Origin of the sequence: Bradyrhizobium yuanmingense (assembly GCF_029167105.1) — a bacterium.
GTDB classification, from domain to species: domain Bacteria; phylum Pseudomonadota; class Alphaproteobacteria; order Rhizobiales; family Xanthobacteraceae; genus Bradyrhizobium; species Bradyrhizobium yuanmingense_A.
This window is the reverse complement of sequence record NZ_JARFML010000034.1, coordinates 24419-42444: the sequence shown is the minus strand read 5'-3', so window position 1 is coordinate 42444 and position 18026 is coordinate 24419. Positions and strand designations below refer to the sequence as shown.

The 18026-nt window shown below is 65.3% G+C and carries 16 protein-coding genes; 2 read left to right on the top strand and 14 right to left on the bottom strand.

Features of this window, described 5'->3' with window-relative positions:
- Window positions 1-103 precede the first annotated feature (103 nt).
- Window positions 104-586, top strand: coding sequence for a CinA family protein (locus P0R31_RS32190; RefSeq protein WP_275518599.1), 483 nt, complete (start codon window positions 104-106; stop codon window positions 584-586).
- A 37-nt stretch (window positions 587-623) separates the two neighbouring features.
- On the opposite strand, the gene P0R31_RS32185 is transcribed toward P0R31_RS32190, so the two are convergent.
- The 13 genes from P0R31_RS32185 to P0R31_RS32125 form a co-directional block, all read right to left on the bottom strand.
- Entirely contained in the window at window positions 624-1391 is a 768-nt protein-coding gene (locus tag P0R31_RS32185) for a hypothetical protein (protein ID WP_275518598.1), read from the bottom strand.
- Window positions 1392-1526: 135 nt separating this feature from the next.
- The gene (locus P0R31_RS32180) at window positions 1527-1802 is read right to left on the bottom strand and encodes a DUF1488 family protein (protein ID WP_275518597.1); all 276 of its coding nucleotides are present in this window, start codon (window positions 1800-1802) and stop codon (window positions 1527-1529) included.
- Window positions 1803-1881: 79 nt separating this feature from the next.
- Complete coding sequence (locus P0R31_RS32175; protein WP_275518596.1) at window positions 1882-3351, bottom strand: AMP nucleosidase; 1470 nt, start codon at window positions 3349-3351, stop codon at window positions 1882-1884.
- A 268-nt stretch (window positions 3352-3619) separates the two neighbouring features.
- On the bottom strand, window positions 3620-4951 hold the full coding sequence (locus P0R31_RS32170; protein ID WP_275518595.1) for an HlyD family type I secretion periplasmic adaptor subunit: 1332 nt from the start codon (window positions 4949-4951) through the stop codon (window positions 3620-3622).
- Between the two features lie 10 nt (window positions 4952-4961).
- Complete coding sequence (locus tag P0R31_RS32165) at window positions 4962-6710, bottom strand: type I secretion system permease/ATPase (protein WP_275518594.1); 1749 nt, start codon at window positions 6708-6710, stop codon at window positions 4962-4964.
- A gap of 254 nt (window positions 6711-6964) precedes the next feature.
- Window positions 6965-7234, bottom strand: a complete 270-nt coding sequence (locus P0R31_RS32160) for a GlsB/YeaQ/YmgE family stress response membrane protein (RefSeq protein ID WP_035997080.1) — start codon at window positions 7232-7234, stop codon at window positions 6965-6967.
- Window positions 7235-7335: 101 nt separating this feature from the next.
- Window positions 7336-8313, bottom strand: a complete 978-nt coding sequence (locus P0R31_RS32155; RefSeq protein ID WP_275518593.1) for an ABC transporter ATP-binding protein — start codon at window positions 8311-8313, stop codon at window positions 7336-7338.
- A complete protein-coding gene (locus P0R31_RS32150) occupies window positions 8310-9725 on the bottom strand; it encodes an amidase (RefSeq protein WP_275518590.1) in 1416 nt (471 codons plus the stop codon). Before P0R31_RS32150 ends, P0R31_RS32155 begins: the two co-directional genes overlap by 4 nt.
- A complete protein-coding gene (locus tag P0R31_RS32145; protein ID WP_036020905.1) occupies window positions 9722-9919 on the bottom strand; it encodes a hypothetical protein in 198 nt (65 codons plus the stop codon). Before P0R31_RS32145 ends, P0R31_RS32150 begins: the two co-directional genes overlap by 4 nt.
- Window positions 9916-10977, bottom strand: coding sequence for an ABC transporter ATP-binding protein (locus P0R31_RS32140; RefSeq protein WP_275518589.1), 1062 nt, complete (start codon window positions 10975-10977; stop codon window positions 9916-9918). The genes P0R31_RS32145 and P0R31_RS32140 overlap by 4 nt, the downstream gene beginning before the upstream one ends.
- Window positions 10978-10980: 3 nt before the next feature.
- Window positions 10981-11883, bottom strand: coding sequence for an ABC transporter permease (locus P0R31_RS32135; protein ID WP_057028343.1), 903 nt, complete (start codon window positions 11881-11883; stop codon window positions 10981-10983).
- Window positions 11884-12093: 210 nt separating this feature from the next.
- Complete coding sequence (locus tag P0R31_RS32130; protein WP_275518586.1) at window positions 12094-13047, bottom strand: ABC transporter permease; 954 nt, start codon at window positions 13045-13047, stop codon at window positions 12094-12096.
- Between the two features lie 183 nt (window positions 13048-13230).
- The gene (locus P0R31_RS32125) at window positions 13231-14892 is read right to left on the bottom strand and encodes an ABC transporter substrate-binding protein (protein WP_275518585.1); all 1662 of its coding nucleotides are present in this window, start codon (window positions 14890-14892) and stop codon (window positions 13231-13233) included.
- Between the two features lie 198 nt (window positions 14893-15090).
- Between P0R31_RS32125 and P0R31_RS32120 the strand changes: the two genes are divergently transcribed.
- Window positions 15091-16686 carry an ABC transporter substrate-binding protein gene (locus tag P0R31_RS32120; RefSeq protein ID WP_275518584.1) on the top strand — a complete coding sequence of 532 codons (1596 nt, stop codon included), beginning with the start codon at window positions 15091-15093 and terminating at the stop codon, window positions 16684-16686.
- Window positions 16687-16753: 67 nt separating this feature from the next.
- Here P0R31_RS32120 and P0R31_RS32115 read toward each other — a convergent pair whose 3' ends face one another.
- Window positions 16754-17998, bottom strand: a complete 1245-nt coding sequence (locus tag P0R31_RS32115; protein ID WP_275518583.1) for an acyl-CoA dehydrogenase — start codon at window positions 17996-17998, stop codon at window positions 16754-16756.
- Between the last annotated feature and the right edge of the window lie 28 nt (window positions 17999-18026).

The following is an 18026-nucleotide window of genomic DNA, read 5'->3' as shown; positions in this document are numbered from 1 at the left end:
CCCGCCATTCAAGCAGGCCTGCCCGCCGCCCGCAACTCGGCCAAGCGTCCTGTCGTATGCTAGGAAGGCCGAGCTCGGTTGCGAAGGAATGAGAGGTTACGATATGAAAGAGCTCGTCGGCATTGCGGAACAGGTCGCCGCTAAACTGATCGCGCGCAAACAGACCATTGCGGTTGCCGAATCCTCCGCCGGCGGCCTGATCGCGGCCAGCCTGCTCGCGGTGCCCGGCGCATCCGCCTATTTCCTCGGCGGCGCGGTGGTCTATACGCGCGATGCCAGGCGCGTGCTGATGGATATTTCGGACGAAGGAATGAAGGGCTTTCGATCCTCGTCGGAGCCCTACGCGCAATTGCTGGCCGAGCAGATGCGAACGCGCTTCGGCAGCGACTGGGGCCTGTCCGAGACCGGCGCCGCCGGCCCCACCGGCAATCGCTACGGCGATGCGGCGGGCCACAGCTGCATGGCGGTTGCGGGACCCGCGTCAGAGGTGATGACGCTGGAGACGGGAAGCAACGACCGGTTCGGCAACATGGAGGTATTCGCGGCGACGGCGCTGAAGCTGTTGTTGAGAAAGCTTGAGGGATGAGCGGAGCCCACGCTCATCTCACCATCGATGCCCCTGCTCAGGGGCAAGACAAGCTATTACCGGGTTCGCGGCACAGCTTCGCGCGGACCTCGACGACATCGATTTTGTTATCCCTGGCTCGCCGCAGGCGCGAGGCGTAAGCCGAGTAAACTCTGTCTGCTGACAGCAGATTGAGCTGCTTCTTGATGGCCGCGCTGCACATCAAAGCGGGGTTGCCGTCGAGGTATCTCGACTCTGCCCCGAGCTCCTGCCGGGTGAGCTCCGCGAAAGGCCCCCGACGCAATTGCATCTCGATCGCTCCGAGCTCCTCGTCGTCAGCCTGCGCCCGGGCGACACCCTTTGTCTTGCGTTCGAATCCGTTCGCGATCGCCGCCCCGTGAGCCGCCCCTAGCTCCGCAAGCTCTTGTGCTGCGTCCGAAAACTCGCCGCGTTGGGAACCCGCCATGAGGAAGGACTTGCATGCCAATGGGTCGCTCATGAGCGTCAGAAGGGCTGTCAGCTCTGCGCGGTCCACCGCATTGATGTGTTCGTCATCGGCATAGGCTTCCATCTCGTTCGCCAGAATGATGTTGAGCACGCCATTTGCGGCGGGCCATCCGCCTTCATTGAACGCCGCCTCGGTCTTTCGGAGCAAGACCTCCCGGAGGGCGGGATCGCTGCGGGCGATAGACGCCGCCATTGGGAATCGCGCGAGGTTCCGATCGAAATCGCGTGCAAACCCGCTGGGCCCGGAGAGGCCGGCATATGCCAGATTTCCGGCCAGCAGGGCGACGGCGACGAGCAGCAGGAGTGATCTTCTGGTCATGCGAGAATGTCGGGCGTGAATAACCGCGAGACATCATCGCACGCCGGGGTCGGCGCCATCCATTGCAACTACAGGCTGCCGTTAACGAATCCTTTCGCAACCTTTCACCGCCTGGCGGATCGCATGCAGGCTGGCTTATTTCGCCAAATGCCGCATGAAAATGCGCACCACATAGCCGTGAAAGCGCGGCGCTTCGTCGTAGAGATCCGACGCGATGCGCTCGATGGTCTCGCGCAGCGACAGGAATTGCGCCTGACGCGCGCTGCTTTCGGTGCCCTGCATGCCCGCGAGCTCGTCCATCGCAGCGTCGCTGATCTGGCACTGCACGACCTCGCCGTCGTTCAACATGGTGAAGCGAAAGGCCAGCCGTTCCAGATCATGGCCAATGATCTTGTGGCGCATGAGCGGCATCAAGTCGTCCCGGTCGAGCCCCGCGCCGGACAATGCTGAAAATCGCTGCGCTTGTCAGCAGCAAAGTGCGGCTTCGGCCCTACTGGAACGCCACCTCGGCAAAGCTGCGGAGCTTGCGCGAATGCAGCCGTTCCGACTCCTGCTGCTTGAGCCGCTCCAGCGCCTTCAGGCCGATCTCGAGATGCTGGCCGACGCGGCGGCGGTAGAATTCGCTGGCCATGCCCGCGAGCTTGATCTCGCCATGCAGCGGCTTGTCGGAGACGCACAGCAGCGTGCCGTAGGGAACGCGGAAGCGGTAGCCGTTGGCGGCGATTGCAGCCGATTCCATGTCGAGCGCGACCGCGCGCGATTGCGACAGGCGGCGGATCACCTCAGGCCCGGAAATTTCCCAATTGCGATTGTCGACGCTCGCGACCGTGCCGGTACGCATCAAGCGCTTGAGCTCGAAGCCTTCGAGCCCGGTGACGTCCTCGACCGCCTCCTCGAGCGCGACCTGCATCTCGGCCAGCGCCGGGATCGGCACCCACAACGGCAGCTCGCGGTCGAGCACGTGATCCTCGCGCACATAGCCGTGCGCGAGCACGTAATCGCCGAGCCGCTGCGTGTTGCGCAGGCCCGCGCAATGGCCGAGCATCAGCCAGGCATGCGGCCGCAGCACCGCGACGTGGTCGGTGACATTGCGCGCATTGGACGGGCCGGTGCCGATGTTGATCAGCGTGATGCCGCGATAGCCTGACACGACCAAGTGGAAGGCCGGCATCTGCGGTGCGCGAGCCGGCGCGGTGCCGCTGATCGCGCCGCCGCTGTTCGTGATCAAATTGCCGGGCGCGACGAAAGCTTCGAGCCCGGCTTCGCCGGACTGCAGCCGCTGCTGGCACGCTTGCGCGAAGGCGTCGACATAGAACTGGTAATTGGTGAAGATGACGAAGTTCTGGAAATATTCGGGATCGGTGCCGGTGTAGTGATAGAGCCGGCGCAGCGAGTAATCGACGCGGGCGGCGCGGAACAGAGACAGCGGCTCGGGTGCGCCGGGCTGCAGCTCGAAGGTGCCATCGGCGATCGAATCGTCCATCGTCGCCAGAACGGGCACGTCGAACGCATCGCGCAGCGAGCGTGTGACGGGCGAATTCTCGCTGGTGGTGATGGCGGCTTCGATATTGATGTCGCGCCGATAGGCGAAGTGGATCGGGATCGGCTCGGCGGACTCGCCGATCTCGACGGGCACGCCGTGGTTCTGGATCAAGAGGCCGATCTGCTCGGTGAGATAGCTGCGGAACAGATCCGGCCGCGTTACGCTGGTTTCATGCACGCCGGGTCCGGCGACGAAGCCGTAAGCAAGACGCGAATCCAGCCGCGCATGCGTCGCGGTGGTGATACGGACGAAGGGATAGTAGGCGCGAACCCGCGTCGTGATCGCCTCGCCGCCGACATAGGCTTCGAACCGGTCGCGCAGGAATTTCGTGTTGCGCTCGTAGATCTCCTCGAGGCGGGCAACGGCGAGGTCCGCGTCGGAGAAGGATTCAGTGGGGATGGGGGGAGGAGATTGCATTGTTCGACCGCCGGATTATTTGGGCTTGAGTCGACTATAGCAAAGAAGGCGGTGTTGTGGGGTTGGTTAGCGCAGCGTGCCCACCATCATGCTGACCGTGCGCGGAACGGTGGGCACGGCGCATCGCGCCTTTGCCCACCCTACGAGACCTGACAGCCAAGTCGTCATTGCGAGCGCAGCGAAGCAATCCAATAGTCCCTCCGCGGGAACAGACTGGATTGCTTCGCTGCGCTCGCAATGACGGATGAAGGTGACGCGCTGTCGCGCGTCACTTCTCGCGGAACGCGCGCATCAGCTGGTCGTGCAGCGGCTTCATCAGATAGGACAGCATGGTGCGGTCGCCGGTCTGGACGAAGGCTTCCACGGGCATGCCGGGGATCATCTTGACGTCGCCGAGCCGGGCGATCTCTTCCGGCGGCATCGAGACGCGGATGGTGTAGTAGCTCTGGCCGGTGCGCTGGTCGGTGGTGACGTCGGGCGAGACGCGGCTGACGACGCCGTTGAGCTCGGGCGTGGTGCGCTGGTTGAACGCGGACAGGCGCAGCAGCGTCTTCTGGCCGATCTGGAGCTTGTCGATGTCGACCGGATTGACCTTGGCCTCGACCTGGAGATCGTCGGCCTGCGGCACGATCAGCATCAAGGTATCGCCGGCGGTGACGACGCCGCCGATCGTGTGCACGCTCGATTGCAGCACCATGCCGTCCTGCGGCGCGCGGATGTCGACGCGGCGGAGCTGGTCTTCGGCGGCGACCTTGCGCTCGATCAGCTCGCCGATCTTGTCGTTGGTCTCGCGCAGGTCCTTGGAGACCTCGCTGACCACGTCCTTGTCGATCTGGATGATCTGGAGCTCGGTCTCGGTGATCTTGCCCTTGGCCTGGGCGCGCGCGGCGATGTACTGCGCGCGCTCGCCGTTGAGACGGGCCGAGTCGCGTTCGAGCTGGGTCAGGCGCGAGATCTGCACCAGACGCTTCTCGTAGAGCTCGCGCACGCCGGTGAGCTCGTTCAGCACCAGCGCGATCTCCTGGTCCTTGGCTTTTTCCTGGGCGCTGAGACCGGCGATCTCCTCGTTGAGCTGCGTGATGCGTTCGCGGAGCTGCGCCTTCTGCCCGGTGCGGCCATTGACGCGGACCTCGAACAGCTTGGTTTCGGCCGCGAGCAGCACCTTGACGTCGGGATCGCCCGCCCGCTCGATGAGGCCTTGCGGGAACTCGATTCGGTCGAGACCGCGCTGCTCGGCCTGCAATCGCGCCGCACGCACCTGCGCCGCATCGAGATTCTTGGTGACGATGGCAAGATTGGCCTTGGTGACGGTGTCGTCGAGCCGCACCACGATGTCGCCGGACTTGACCAGGTCGCCGTCGCGGGCGCGCACCTCGCCGACCACGCCGCCGGTCGGATGCTGCACCTTCTTGACGTTGGATTCGACCACGATCTGGCCCGGCGCAATCAGCGCGCCCGAGATCAGGACGGTCGAGGCCCAGCCGCCGAGGCCGACGACCAGGACCACCACGATGGCGAGGCCGAGCATCAGGTGGAACCTGATGGAGTCGCGTACGGTCTTCGCGGCCGCCTTGGGGCCGCCGATGGCCATCGTGCTCATGGCTTCGTGCTCATGGTTTGGCCACTCCGCCTTCGCTGACGATCTTGATCGGCGCCGGCGGCGTCACGCGTGGCTGCAGCACCTGGGCGAGCACCTGCTCCTTCGGTCCAAAGGCCTGCATGCGACCGTCGCGCAGTACCAGGATCTGGTCGACCGCCTCGACGCCGATCGGGCGGTGCGCCACCACGACGACGATGGCACCGCGCTCGCGCGCCGAGCGGACGGCGCGGGTCAGCGCCTCGTCGCCTTCGGTGTCGAGATTGGAATTGGGCTCGTCGAGCACGATCAGGAAGGGGTTGCCGTAGAGCGCGCGCGCCAGCGCCACGCGCTGGGCCTGACCTGCGGAAAGCGCGGCGCCCTGCTCGCCGACTTGGGTGTTGTAGCCCTCGCGCATCTTGATGATCATCTCGTGCACGCCGGCCTCCTTGGCCGCGGCGATGATCGCCTCGGAGGTGGCCTCGGGATCGAACCGGCTGATGTTCTGCGCGATGGTGCCACCGAACAATTCGACGTCCTGCGGCAGATAGCCGATATGGCGGCCGAGCGCGTCGCTCGTCCATTGATCGAGCGCCGCGCCGTCGAGCCGCACCTTGCCGCGCACCGGCTGCCAGACCCCGACCAGCGCGCGGATCAGCGACGACTTGCCGGAACCGCTCGGGCCGATCACGCCGAGGCCGTTGCCGGCGGCGAGCGTGAAGGTGACATCCTGCACCACGAGACGCTGATCGCCGGGCGGCACCATGGCGACGCCCTCGACCGAGAGCCGGCTGGTCGGCGCCTGCAGCTGGGTTGGCATCGTTTGCGCCGGCATCTGCTCCAACAGGCGCGTCAGGCGCTGCCAGCTCTGGCGCGCCGCGACGAAGGATTTCCAATGCGCGATGGCGAGATCGACCGGCGCGAGCGCGCGGGCGGACAGGATCGAGCCGGCGATGATGATGCCGGCGGTCGCCTCCTGGTGGATGACGAGATAGGCGCCGACCGCGAGCACGGCCGATTGCAGCATCATCCGCAGCACCTTTGCGACCGCGCCGAGACCACCGGCGACGTCGCTCGCCCGCTGATTGCCGGCGAGGTATTTTTCGTTGGCCTCGCTCCAGCGCTGGTTCATCCGGCCGGCCATCCCCATCGACACCATCACTTCGGCGTTGCGGCGGCTGGCCTGGGCGAGATCGTTGCGCTGGGCGGCGAGGCCCATCGCCTCCTTCGCCGGCTGGCGGGACATGAACTCGGTGACCAGCGTCAGCCCGACCAGGATGATGGCGCCGACCAGCGCGGTGACGCCGATCAGGACATGGAAGGCGAAGCAGATGGCGAGATAGAGCGGCAGCCAGGGCAGGTCGAAGAACGCGCTCGGGCCCATGCCGCCGAGGAAGGAGCGGACATTGTCGAGATCGCGCAGCGGCTGCAGGCCCTCGTTGCGGCTGCCGACCAGCAGCGGCAGGCGCACGATGGTATCGAACACGCGCTTGTTCAGGGCCTCGTCGAGCGCGGTGCCGATCCGCCCCAGGATGCGGTTGCGGATCATGTCCAGCACGCCCTGCGCCATGTAGAGGAAGCTGGCGAGGATGATGAGGCCGACCAGGGTCGGGATGCTGCGGCTCGGCAGCACCCGGTCATAGACCTCCAGCATGAAGATCGACCCGGTCAGATAGAGCAGGTTGATCATGCAGCTCATCAGGCCGACGCCGATGAAGGCCGTGCGACAAGCGCGCAAGGCGTCACCGAGCTCCGAACGGCGGACGCCAGGGATGGCTGCCATCAGTCTGATCTCTTTCGGCTAACGGGCAAAGCCCTGATTTCAAAGGCGATTCGAGGAGTACTCGCCTCGGATTAACATCTGTTTTCCGGCCGTCCAACGCGGTCGAATTTAATCCGAGGCCTCCTGGGCCACATCTACCCCCGACAGCCTGCCGCGCAAGTCCGGAATTTCACAGGCATGCGGCTTTTTCTTGCAGGCTTTCAGCCGCTTCCGCGAAAAGTGCGGCTCGAGTTCCGCTCAGCCGAATGCGGGGGCTAGAGCCGGCCACCGCCGCGCACCAGGCGCACCACCAGCAGCAGGATGACCGCGCCGATGGCAGAATAGACGATCTGGGAGATCAACCCGGTGCCGAGGCGGATGCCGAGCTTTGGAAACAGCAGGCTTGCCACCAGCGCACCGCAGATGCCGATCACGATGTCTCCGATGAGGCCGAACCCGGCGCCCCGCACGATCTTGCCGGCGAGCCAGCCGGCGACGAGACCGACGAACAGGATGACGAGCAGGCCTTCGTTGGAAATGTACATCGGGTGAGGTCCCTCTCCGTAAACGGAGCCATGGAACGGGAACCGGAATGAATGGGGTGTGAATGCTGGAGGCTCGCTCAGCCCGGCTCAATTCATCCGAACTATGACACCACGGCGACCGGTTCTGCCAGCACGCACCTCGCCGTCCGACCCGGTCCGACCTCGACATTGGCAGGCAATTGCTCCAGGCAACGCGGCTCGGCGAGCTTGCAGCGGGGGGCGAAGGAGCAATTGTGCGGCTTTTCGGCGAGCGAGGGCGGCGTGCCGGGGATGGTCTCCAGCCGCTGGCCGCGCTTGGCGCCGTGGATGGTGGAGGCGAGCAAGCCCTTGGCATAGGGATGCACCGGCGAGCGGACGATGTCGCGCAAGGTCCCCTGCTCCACGATCTGGCCGGCATACATCACCGCGACGCGGTCGCAGATCTCGATCGCGACGCCGATGTCATGGGTGACGAAGATGACGGACATGCCGAACTCGCGCTGCAGCTCGCGCAGCAAGAGCAGGATCTGGATCTGCACGGTGGCATCGAGCGCGGTGGTCGGCTCGTCCGCGAGCAAGATCTTGGGCCGGCAGGCCAGCGCCAGCGCGATCATGGCGCGCTGGCGCATGCCGCCGGACATTTCGTGCGGATAGGCATCTAACCGGCGCTTGGCCGAGGGAATGCGCACCACCTCGAGCATCTCCAGCGCCCTCGCCCGCCCTTCCGCAAAGCTCTTGCCTTCGTGGCGCACCACGCTTTCGGCGATCTGCGCGCCGATCGTGTAGACCGGATCGAGCGCGAGCGCCGGCTCCTGGAAGATCATCGAGACGGTCTGGCCGCGAAATGACGACAGCTGCTCGTCGTTCATGGCCAGCACGTCCTGTCCCATGACGTTGACCGTGCCCGAAATCTGCGTGCGCTTCCTCGGCAATAGCCGCATCAAGGCACGCAGCGTCACGCTCTTACCCGAGCCGGATTCGCCGAGCAGGCCCAACACCTCGCTGTTCCCCAGCGAGAGGCTGAGATCGTTCACGGCATAGACCGTGCGCTCGCCGGTGAAGCGGATGTTGAGGCCTGAGATCTCGACGAGGTTTGTCATGACGGCAGCTTCGGCAATCGGTCGTGATAATCGGTGACGCGCTGGAACGCGGCGCCAATGGTCAGCAGGGTGGCTTCGTCGAAGGAGCGGCCGATCAGCTGCATGCCGACCGGCAGGCCGGTCGTGGTGAAGCCCGAAGGAATGGTCAGCGACGGCAAGCCCAGGAAATTCACCGGGCGGGTGAACAGCGTCAGCCGCTGCAGCAGCGCCGGCGCGTTCGGGCCGCCGCCGACGTCGCTCTCCTCGATCGTCGGCGCCGGCACCGGGGACGCCGGCGCGATCACCGCATCGACGCCTGAGGTCGCGGCATTATGGGCCGCGAGCGCCGGCCCGCGCCAACGCATCGCCTCGAGGTAAGTGATGGCAGGGACCGTGAGACCGTTCTGGAGCCGCATCAGAACCTGCGCGCCGTAATCCTGTGGACGCTCGATCATCCAGCGCTTGTGGAAGGCGGCAGCTTCCGCGGCGAGCACGAGCTGGCTGGCCGAGGACAATTGCCGCTGGTCCGGCAGCTCGACCTTGACGATGTCGGCGCCCTCGCGCTTGAGCACCGCGATGGTCTCGTCCAGCACGCGCGCGACCTCGCTGTCGAGATCGTCGACGTAGAACGAGGCGGGCACGCCGATCTTGAGACCCCTCAGCGAAGCCTTGGTGGCTGCGACGTAGTCCGCGAGCGGCTCGTGGCTGCAGGTCGAATCGGCGGGATCGGGGCCGGCCATCAGCGCCAGCAAGAGCGCGCAATCCTCGGCAGTGCGGGCCAGCGGGCCGACGGTGTCGAGCGATTGCGACAGCGGCATTGCGCCGGCGCGGCTGACGCGGCCGACCGTGGTCTTGAGCCCCGTGACGCCACAGAAATGTGCGGGCATGCGGATCGAGCCGCCGGTGTCCGATCCGAGCGCCGCATAGGTCAGGCGCGCGGCAACCGCCGAGCCGGAGCCCGACGAGGAGCCGCCGGTGATATGGGCGACGTTCCAGGGATTGCGCACCGGACCGTAATGGGCGTTGTGCCCGGTCGGGCCATAGGCGAATTCGGCGAGATGCAGCGTGCCGAGCCGGACCTGGCCGGCGTCCTTCAGCCGCTGCAAGGCGGTGGACGTGACGTTCGGCACGAAGTCGCGGCGGATCAGCGAGCCGCAGGTCGAGACGTGGCCGGCATCGTAATACATGTCCTTGTGCGCGAGCGGCACGCCATGCAGGGGACCGCGGAGATTGCCCTTGGCGAGCTCGGCATCGGCGGCATCCGCCGCTTTCAATGCAGCCTCGGCCTCGATCGACATGAAGGCGTTGAGATGCGGCTGCCACTGCGCGATGCGCTGCAGCAGCGCACGCGTCGCCTCGTGCGAGGACACCTGCTTCATCGCGATCGCGCGCGCGACCTCGGTGAGCGTCATCAAGGCGGGCTCACGGCTCATTTCGACACCTTCTGCGTCTGCGCGAGCACATAGGTGGCGGGCTCCAGATCGAACGGCAGCGTGCCGGCGATCGCGGCGAAGCCTTCGAAGGCGGGGCCGATGGCATTGGAGATGCGGATCGCGATCTCGTCGTCCACGGGCACGCCGGCGATGTGCGCGATCGGCTTGATCTCTTTCGGTGTCGGTCTCGTCATGCGGTGTCTCCCCTGGGGGCGCGGCTGTGGCCTGAACCCGGTATCGCCATGTAGCACGCGGCCTCGTGGCCCATATTATCCAGCGCGCTGAGCTTTGGTGTCGCATTTGCGCAGAGCGGCTCCGCAAACGGGCAACGGGTGTGGAAACGGCAGCCCGGCGGCGGATCGATCGGATTGGGCGGGTCGCCCGTGATCGGCGGCGTCTCGGTGCGCCTGTCGGGATCGGAAGACGGCATCGCCGCGAGCAGCGCGCGGGTATAGGGATGCGCCGGGCTGTCCCAGACCTGGTCGACCGGGCCGAGCTCGACGACCTCGCCGAGATACATCACCAGCACGCGGTCCGAGATGTAGCGCACGACGTTGAGGTCGTGGCTGATGAAGAGATAGGTGAGGCCAAATTCGCGCTTGAGATCTGCGAGCAGATTGAGCACCTGCGCCTCGACGGATTTGTCGAGCGCCGAGACCGCCTCGTCCAGGATCACCAGCCGCGGCGACAGCGCCAGCGCACGGGCGATGTTGACGCGCTGGCGCTGGCCGCCGGAAATCTCGTGCGGATAGCGGTTGGCGAAGTTTTCCGGGCGCAGGCCGACCTTGCCGAGCAGCTCGCGCGCGAGCGTGCGCGCCGCGCCATCGGCCATGCCGTGGACCTTGGGCCCGAAAGCGATCGACTCCTCGATCGTCAGGCGCGGATTGAGCGAGGCGTAGGAATCCTGGAACACCATCTGCATGCCGCGGCGCAGCTCGCGCAAGCTCAGCGACTGGCCCACGGACATGCCGTCATAGATGATGTCGCCGTCATCGCGCGGCATCAGGTGCATCAGGAGCCGCGCGGTGGTGGACTTGCCGCAGCCGGACTCGCCGACGATGCCGACCGTCTCGCCCTTGGCGACGGAGAAGGAGACATTGTCGACGGCACGCACCGTGCGCTTGGCGGCGAACAGGCCGCCGCGCACCGGAAAATGCTTGGTCAGGCCGTTGACCTGCAGTAGCGGCTGCGCGAGCCCACCGCGGTCCTCGACCGGCTCCAGCATGGCGACAGATGCGTTGATCTCGCTCATGGCCTAGTTCCTGATGTCCATGGCGCTGCGCAGGCCGTCCGAAAGGAGATTGAAGCAGATCGAGACCGCGAAGATCATCGCGCCCGGCAGGGCTGCGACCCAGGGATTGACGTAGATCGCGGTGCGCAGCGTGTTCAGCATCAGGCCCCATTCCGGCTCCGGCGGTTTTGTCCCGAGGCCGAGGAAGGACAGACCGGCGGCCAGGATCATCGAGACCGAAATCAGGCTGGTGGCATAGACGAAGATCGCGCCGAGCACGTTGCCGAGGATGTGGACGCGCATGATGGTGAAGGCGCCGGCGCCGGAGGCACGGGCGGCCTCGACGAAGTCCATGTTGCGCACGCCGGTGGTGACGCTCTCAGCGACGCGGGTGATCTGCGGCACGAACACGATGGTCAGCGCCACGATGGAGTTGAGGATGCCGGCGCCGAGCGCGCCGGAGATCGCGATCGCCAGCAGCACCGACGGGAAGGCGTAGAACACGTCCACCGTGCGCATGATCGCGGTGTTGAGCTTGCCGCCGACATAGCCGGCGATGATGCCGAGCGAGGTGCCGATGCAGAAGGCCAGGATCACGGGCAGGATGCCGATGACCAGCGACAGGCGCCCGCCATAGATCAGCCGCGCCAGCATGTCGCGGCCGAGCTCGTCGGTGCCGAGCGGATAGCCTGTGGTGCCGATGTGGCGGAGCCGCCGGATCATCGAACCCTTGTAGGGATCCTCGAGACCGAGCCACGGCGCGAGGATCGCGGACAGGAAGATCAGCAGCAGCACCAGCGCGCAGGCCATGCTGACCTTGTCGCGCATGATGCGGCGGCCGACGGTCGCCCAATAGCCGCGCGCCTTGGTGGCGGGCGCGGCCTGCAGCGCAGCATCGGCGGTGGCGGACAACGGGAGCTCGCTCATCGGCTGGCTCCCGTCGCGTATGGGTGTAGTCGGTGCGAATTGCGGGCTCCCTTAACCTCTCCCGCTTGCGGGAGAGGTCGTCGCGAAGCGACGGGTGAGGGCTTTCGCCTCTTGGGGGTTCTCGCGAGCGGAAACACCCTCTCCCCAACCCTCCCCCGCAGGCGGGGGAGGGAGCGCACCGTTTGCCTGGCAACAGCTGGGCTCATTGCATCAGCCCCGCTTGATGCGCGGGTCGATCGCGGCTTGGGCGATGTCGACCAGAAGATTGAGGAAGACGAAGAACAGCGCCAGGATCAGGATCGTGCCCTGCAGCAGCGGCAGGTCGCGCTGGAAGATCGCGGAGTTGAGCAGGAAGCCCGAGCCCGGCCAGGAGAACACGGTCTCGATCAGGATCGATCCACCGAGCATGTAGCCGAGCTGCAGCCCCATCACCGCGAGCGCGGTGGGCGCGGCGTTCTTGATGACGTGGCGGAACACGCCGCGCTCGTGCAGGCCTTTTGCGCGCAAGGCCTCGACGAAATCCTGCGAGAGAATGTCGCCGGTGAGCGCACGCACGGTGCGGGTGACGATGCCCATCGGGATCACCGACGTCGTGATCGCGGGCAGCACGAGATATTTGAGATGCGCCCAATCCCAGGCCCAGGAGTTGGAGCCACTGGGCCCGGCGCCGACCGCAGGCAGCCAGTTCAGCTGGACCGAGAAGATGATGACGAGCAGCATGCCGAGCCAGTAATGCGGCACCGAGACGCCGGCGATGGCAAAGGAGGTCGCGACCTTGTCGACCCAGGTCTCGCGGAAATAGCCGGCGATCAGGCCGAGCAGGACGCCCATGGTGAAGCCGATGATGGCGGCGGCAATCGCGAGCGTGACGGTGTTGCCGACCGCGCGCATGACCTCGGCCAGCACCGGACGGCCCGTCGCGATGGAATTGCCGAGATCGCCGTGAAGGGCACGCAACAGCCACAGGCCGAACTGAACCGGCAACGGCCGGTCGAAGCCGTAGGCGGCGCGCAGCTGCGCGGCGAGCTCCTGCGACGCGTCGGCCGGCAGCACGGCGACCAGCGGATCGCCCGGCGTGATGTGCACGAGCAGGAAGCACACCAGCGCGACGCTGATGACGATCGGGACGACGTAGACAATGCGTCTGGCGATATAGGCGAGCACGTTGGGTTACTCAGGTTAGTGCGTAGACTTCGCGGATCGTCATGGCCGGGCTTGACCCGGCCATCCACGCGCCGCTTGCGCCGTCATTCCGGGGCACCCGAAGGGTGAATCCGGAATGACGGAAGAAAGACGTGGATGCCCGGGTCAAGCCCGGGCATGACGCGTCGATAGAGCGTGCTCACCTTACTGCGCGATCGACACCGGCGAGAAGTCGATGAACCAGCTCTTCGGCTGCACGACGCCTGTCACCTTCGGGCTCATGGCGCGCGGGCCGACGTCATGGGCGACGTAGAGGAAGGCGGCGTCATCCACGGAGGCTGCGTGCAATTCGGCGAGTGCGGCGTCGCGCGCGGCGGGATCGAAGGTCTGACGCGCCTTCTTCACCAGCTCGTCGAATTTGGGGTTGTTGATGAAGCCCCAATTGTTCGAGACCGGCGGCGCCATGCCCGACTGCAGGAAGCGCACCAGCGCGAAGAACGGGTCCATCGCCGCGTAGGTGACGTTGGTCGCGTGCGAGCCGTTGGCGCTGGGATCCTTGGCGCCGCGGCGCCAGTTGGTGAACAGTGTATTCCATTCGATGACGTCGAGCTGAACGTCGAAATAGCATTCGGCCAGCGCCTGCTGGAGATACTCGTTCATCGGCAAGGGCTGCATCTGGCCCGAGCCGGACGCCGACGTCTGCGTCTTCACGGTCAGCTTCTTGTTAGGACCGTAGCCGGCCTCCTGCATCAACTTTTGCGCAGCCGCCTTGTCGTACTTGATCTGAAAGGTGGGATTGCCGCGCCAGGGATGGCCGGGCTCGAAGGTGCCGGACGCCGGCACCATCAGCCCCGCGAGCAGACCGTCCCTGAGGCCTTCGCGGTCGACGCAGAGGTTCGCGGCCTTGCGCACCCGGATGTCGTTCCAGGGCGAGCCCTCGACGCGCGAGAACTGCCACGGCCAGACGTGCGGCTGCTCGTTGGAGTAGAGCTTGAAGCCGCGCTGCTTGAGCTCGGGCAGCGCGTCCGGTGCCGGCGCCTCGACCCAATCGACCTGGCCGGACAGCAGCGCCGCGGTGCGCGCGTTGGCTTCCGGCATCGGCAGCAGCACCATCTTGTCGACCTTGGGCACGCGCGCCTTGTTCCAGTAGTCCGGGTTCTTGACGAGCTCGAGCCGCTCGCGCGGGGTGAAGCTCGCCATCTTCCACGGGCCGGTGCCCGAGGCGCTCTTGGCGAAGGCGGTCCATGCGGCCTGCGACTTCGCCTTGGCGTCGGCGCCTTCGGCCTTGTCGTAGAAGGACTGCCACTTCGCAGGGCTCGCCATGAACAGATTGGTGAGGTTGATCGGCAGGAAGCTGTCGGGCTCCTTGGTGGTGAGCTCGACGGTCATGTCGTCGATCTTCTTCGCGGAGGCCAGCGTCGGCATGCGCGAGGCCGTGACGCCGACCTGGCTGGCGTCGAATTGCGGCGCATCCTGCTTCAGCACCTTCTCGACATTCCACACCACCGCATCGGCATTGAACGGCGAGCCGTCATGGAAGGTGACGCCGGGGCGCAGCTTGAAGGTCCACTTGGTCTTGTCGGCATCGTCGACCTTCCATTCGGTGGCAAGGCCGGGGATCACCACGCTCGCCTTGTCGGCAGAGGACAGGTCCCAGCTGGTCAGCGCATCGTACATGGTGAGGCCGGTGAAGCGGTTGCCCTCAAAACCCTGATCGGGCTGGCCGAGCGTGCGCGGAATATCGGCAGCAGTCATGCCGATGCGCAGCACAGTTTCGGCAGCCGCCACCCGCGGCCATGCGGCCGCGCTGCCCAGCGCCAACAGCGCGATCAGCGCCGCCCGTGTGTTGTTGTTCTTGATAAACATCGCCTCAGTCCCTTTCCGGCTTCCGATGATTAATTTTGATGCAATCGTATGCAATGGCTATGCCAAGGGAAAACTTTTTCTGCGAATTGCCCCTGCGACGACAAGTCCTTGTGATGACGCACGGGCGAAATCGGCGCGCTGCCTATTCTGGCATCAAGATTGCAGGTTTGGTCCCAGATCCCCCTGGAGCTTTAGGCCATGCGTATTCGTCTATCGACCTGTCTCGCCGTGCTTGCACTGGCGGTGTCCGCAATCACGGCGCACGCCGAAACAATGGTGCGCTACGGCATCTCGATGGCGGATATTCCACTCACCACCGGCCAGCCAGATCGTGGCGCCGGCGCCTATCAGTTCACGGCCTACACGATCTACGATCCGCTGGTGGCCTGGGAGATGGACGTCGCCGACCGCCCCGGCAAGCTGGTGCCGGGCCTCGCCACCGAATGGAAGGTGGACGACGCCGACAAGACGAAGTGGCGCTTCACGCTGCGCAAGGGCGTGAAGTTTCACGACGGCAGCGATTTCAACGCCGATGCGGTGATCTGGAATCTCGACAAGGTGCTCAACGACAAGGCGCCGCAATTCGACAAGCGGCAGAGCGCGCAGGTGAAGACCCGCCTCCCCTCCGTCGCCAGCTACGCCAAGATCGACGACTTCACCGTGGAGATCACCACCAAGACGGTGGATTCCTTCTTCCCCTATCAGATGCTGTGGTTCCTGGTCTCGAGCCCGGCGCAATATGAAAAGCTCGGCAAGGATTGGGACAAGTTCGCCAGCCAGCCCTCCGGAACCGGCCCGTTCAAGCTGACGAAGCTGGTGCCGCGCGAGCTCGCCGAGCTCAGCAAAAATCCGGACTATTGGAACAAGAAGCGCATTCCGAAGGTCGACAAGATCGTGCTGGTGCCGATGCCGGAAGCGCTGACGCGCACCAATGCGCTGCTCGCCGGCCAGGTCGACCTGATCGAGACGCCGGCGCCGGATGCCGTGCCGCAGCTGAAGGCGGCCGGCATGAAGCTGGTCGACAACGTCACGCCGCATGTGTGGAATTATCACCTCAGCGTGCTGCCGGGCTCGCCCTGGACCGACATCCGCCTGCGCAAGGCGCTGAATCTTGCGATCAACCGCGACGAAGTCGTCGGCCTGATGAACGGCCTCGCCAAGCCCGCCAAGGGCCAGGTCGACCCGTCGAGCCCGTGGTTCGGCAAGCCCAGCTTCGAGCTGAAATATGATCTCGCCGCCGCCAAGAAGCTGGTGGAGGAAGCGGGCTATTCCAAAGCAAAGCCGCTGAAGACCACCTTCATCATCGCGCAAGGCGGCACCGGCCAGATGCTGTCGCTGCCGATGAACGAATTCCTGCAGCAAAGCTTCAAGGAGATCGGCATCGAGATCGACTTCAAGGTGGTCGAGCTGGAGACGCTCTATACGCATTGGCGCAAGGGCGCCGCCGACGAGATGAACGCCGGCATCACCTCCAACAACATCGCCTACGTCACCTCAGATCCGCTCTACGCCATCGTCCGCTTCTTCCATTCCGGCCAGATCGCGCCGGTTGGCGTCAATTGGGGCGGCTACAAGAATCCGAAGGTCGACGCGCTGATCGACGAGGCCAAGCAGACTTTCGATAGCACCAAGCAGGATCAATTGCTGGCGCAGGCGCATGCGCTGATCGTGGACGATGCCACGCTGGTGTGGGTCGTCCACGACACCAATCCGCACGCGCTGTCACCGAAGATCAAGCAGTTCGTGCAGGCGCAGCACTGGTTCCAGGACCTGACGACGATCGGGGTGGAGTGAGCAACAGGCAAGGGTGGGCACGGCGCCGTGCGCCTTTGCCCACCTGGGATAGCCACGCGGCGCGCGATCACCGCCCCTTTGTCGGGATCTTGTTGAACGGCACGTCCTTGTCGACGCGGATGTCGCCGGGCAGTCCCAGCACGCGCTCGGCGATGATGTTGCGCAGGATCTCATCGGTGCCGCCGGCGATGCGCATCGAGGGCGAGGACAGCAGCATCTGCTGGAATTGGCCCTGGGCCGTTTCCTCGTCGTTGCCGGTGAGAACACCGGCCGCGCCCTGCAGGTCCATGGCGTAAGTCGCGATGTCCTGCAGCATCATGCCCGAGACCAGCTTGCCGATCGAATTCTCCGGACCCGGCCGCTCGCCCTTCGACAGCGCCGAGATCGTGCGGTAGCTGGTGTATTTCAGCCCGTTCGACTTGGCCGCCCAACTGGCGAGCTTCGAGCGCACGGCGGGATCGTCGATGGCGAGGCCATCCTCCAGCATCAAATCGGAGCAGAACTCGAACATTTCAGGCACGCCGGTCGCGAGCCGCGCGCCGATCGACATGCGCTCGTTCATCAGCGTGGTCAGCGAGACGTTCCAGCCGTCGCCCACAGTGCCCAGCCGCTGGCTGTCGGGAATCACCACATCGGTGAAATAGACCTCGTTGAACTCCTGCATGCCGTTGGCCTGCTTGATCGGCCTGACCTCGACGCCCGGGCTCTTCATGTCCAGGAAGAACATGGTGAGGCCCTTGTGCTTGGGCACGTTCGGATCGGTGCGCGCGATCAATAGACCGTAGTCGGAATAATGCGCGCCCGAGGTCCAGATCTTCTGGCCGTTGACGACCCAATTGTCGCCTTTCTTCTCGGCACGGGTGCGAAGCCCTGCGACATCGGAGCCGGCGGACGGCTCGGAGAACAGCTGGCACCAGATCTCCTCGCCCGATGCGAGCTTCGGCAAGTAACGGCGCTTGGCCTCCTCGCTGCCGAACGCCATCACGGTCGGGCCGCACATGCCTTCGCCGATCTGGAACGGCTGCGTCAGCTTGCCGTAGACGCCCTCCTCCTGCTGCCAGATCACCTTTTCGATCGGCGTCGCGCCGCGGCCGCCATACTCCTTCGGCCAGTGCAGGCAGGCCCAATTGCCCTCGAACTTCTTCTTCTGCCAGGCCTTGCCGACATCGACGATGTCGTGATTGGCAAGGCGGATGCGGCCGAGGGAGGACTTTGACAGCTCGCCATGCAGTTCCTTCGGCGCATTGGCCTCGATCCATTTGCGCGCGGTCTCACGGAACGCGGCTTCCTGCGGGGTGTCATCGAAATTCATGGCGCTTCCCTTTCTTGTCATTCCGGGG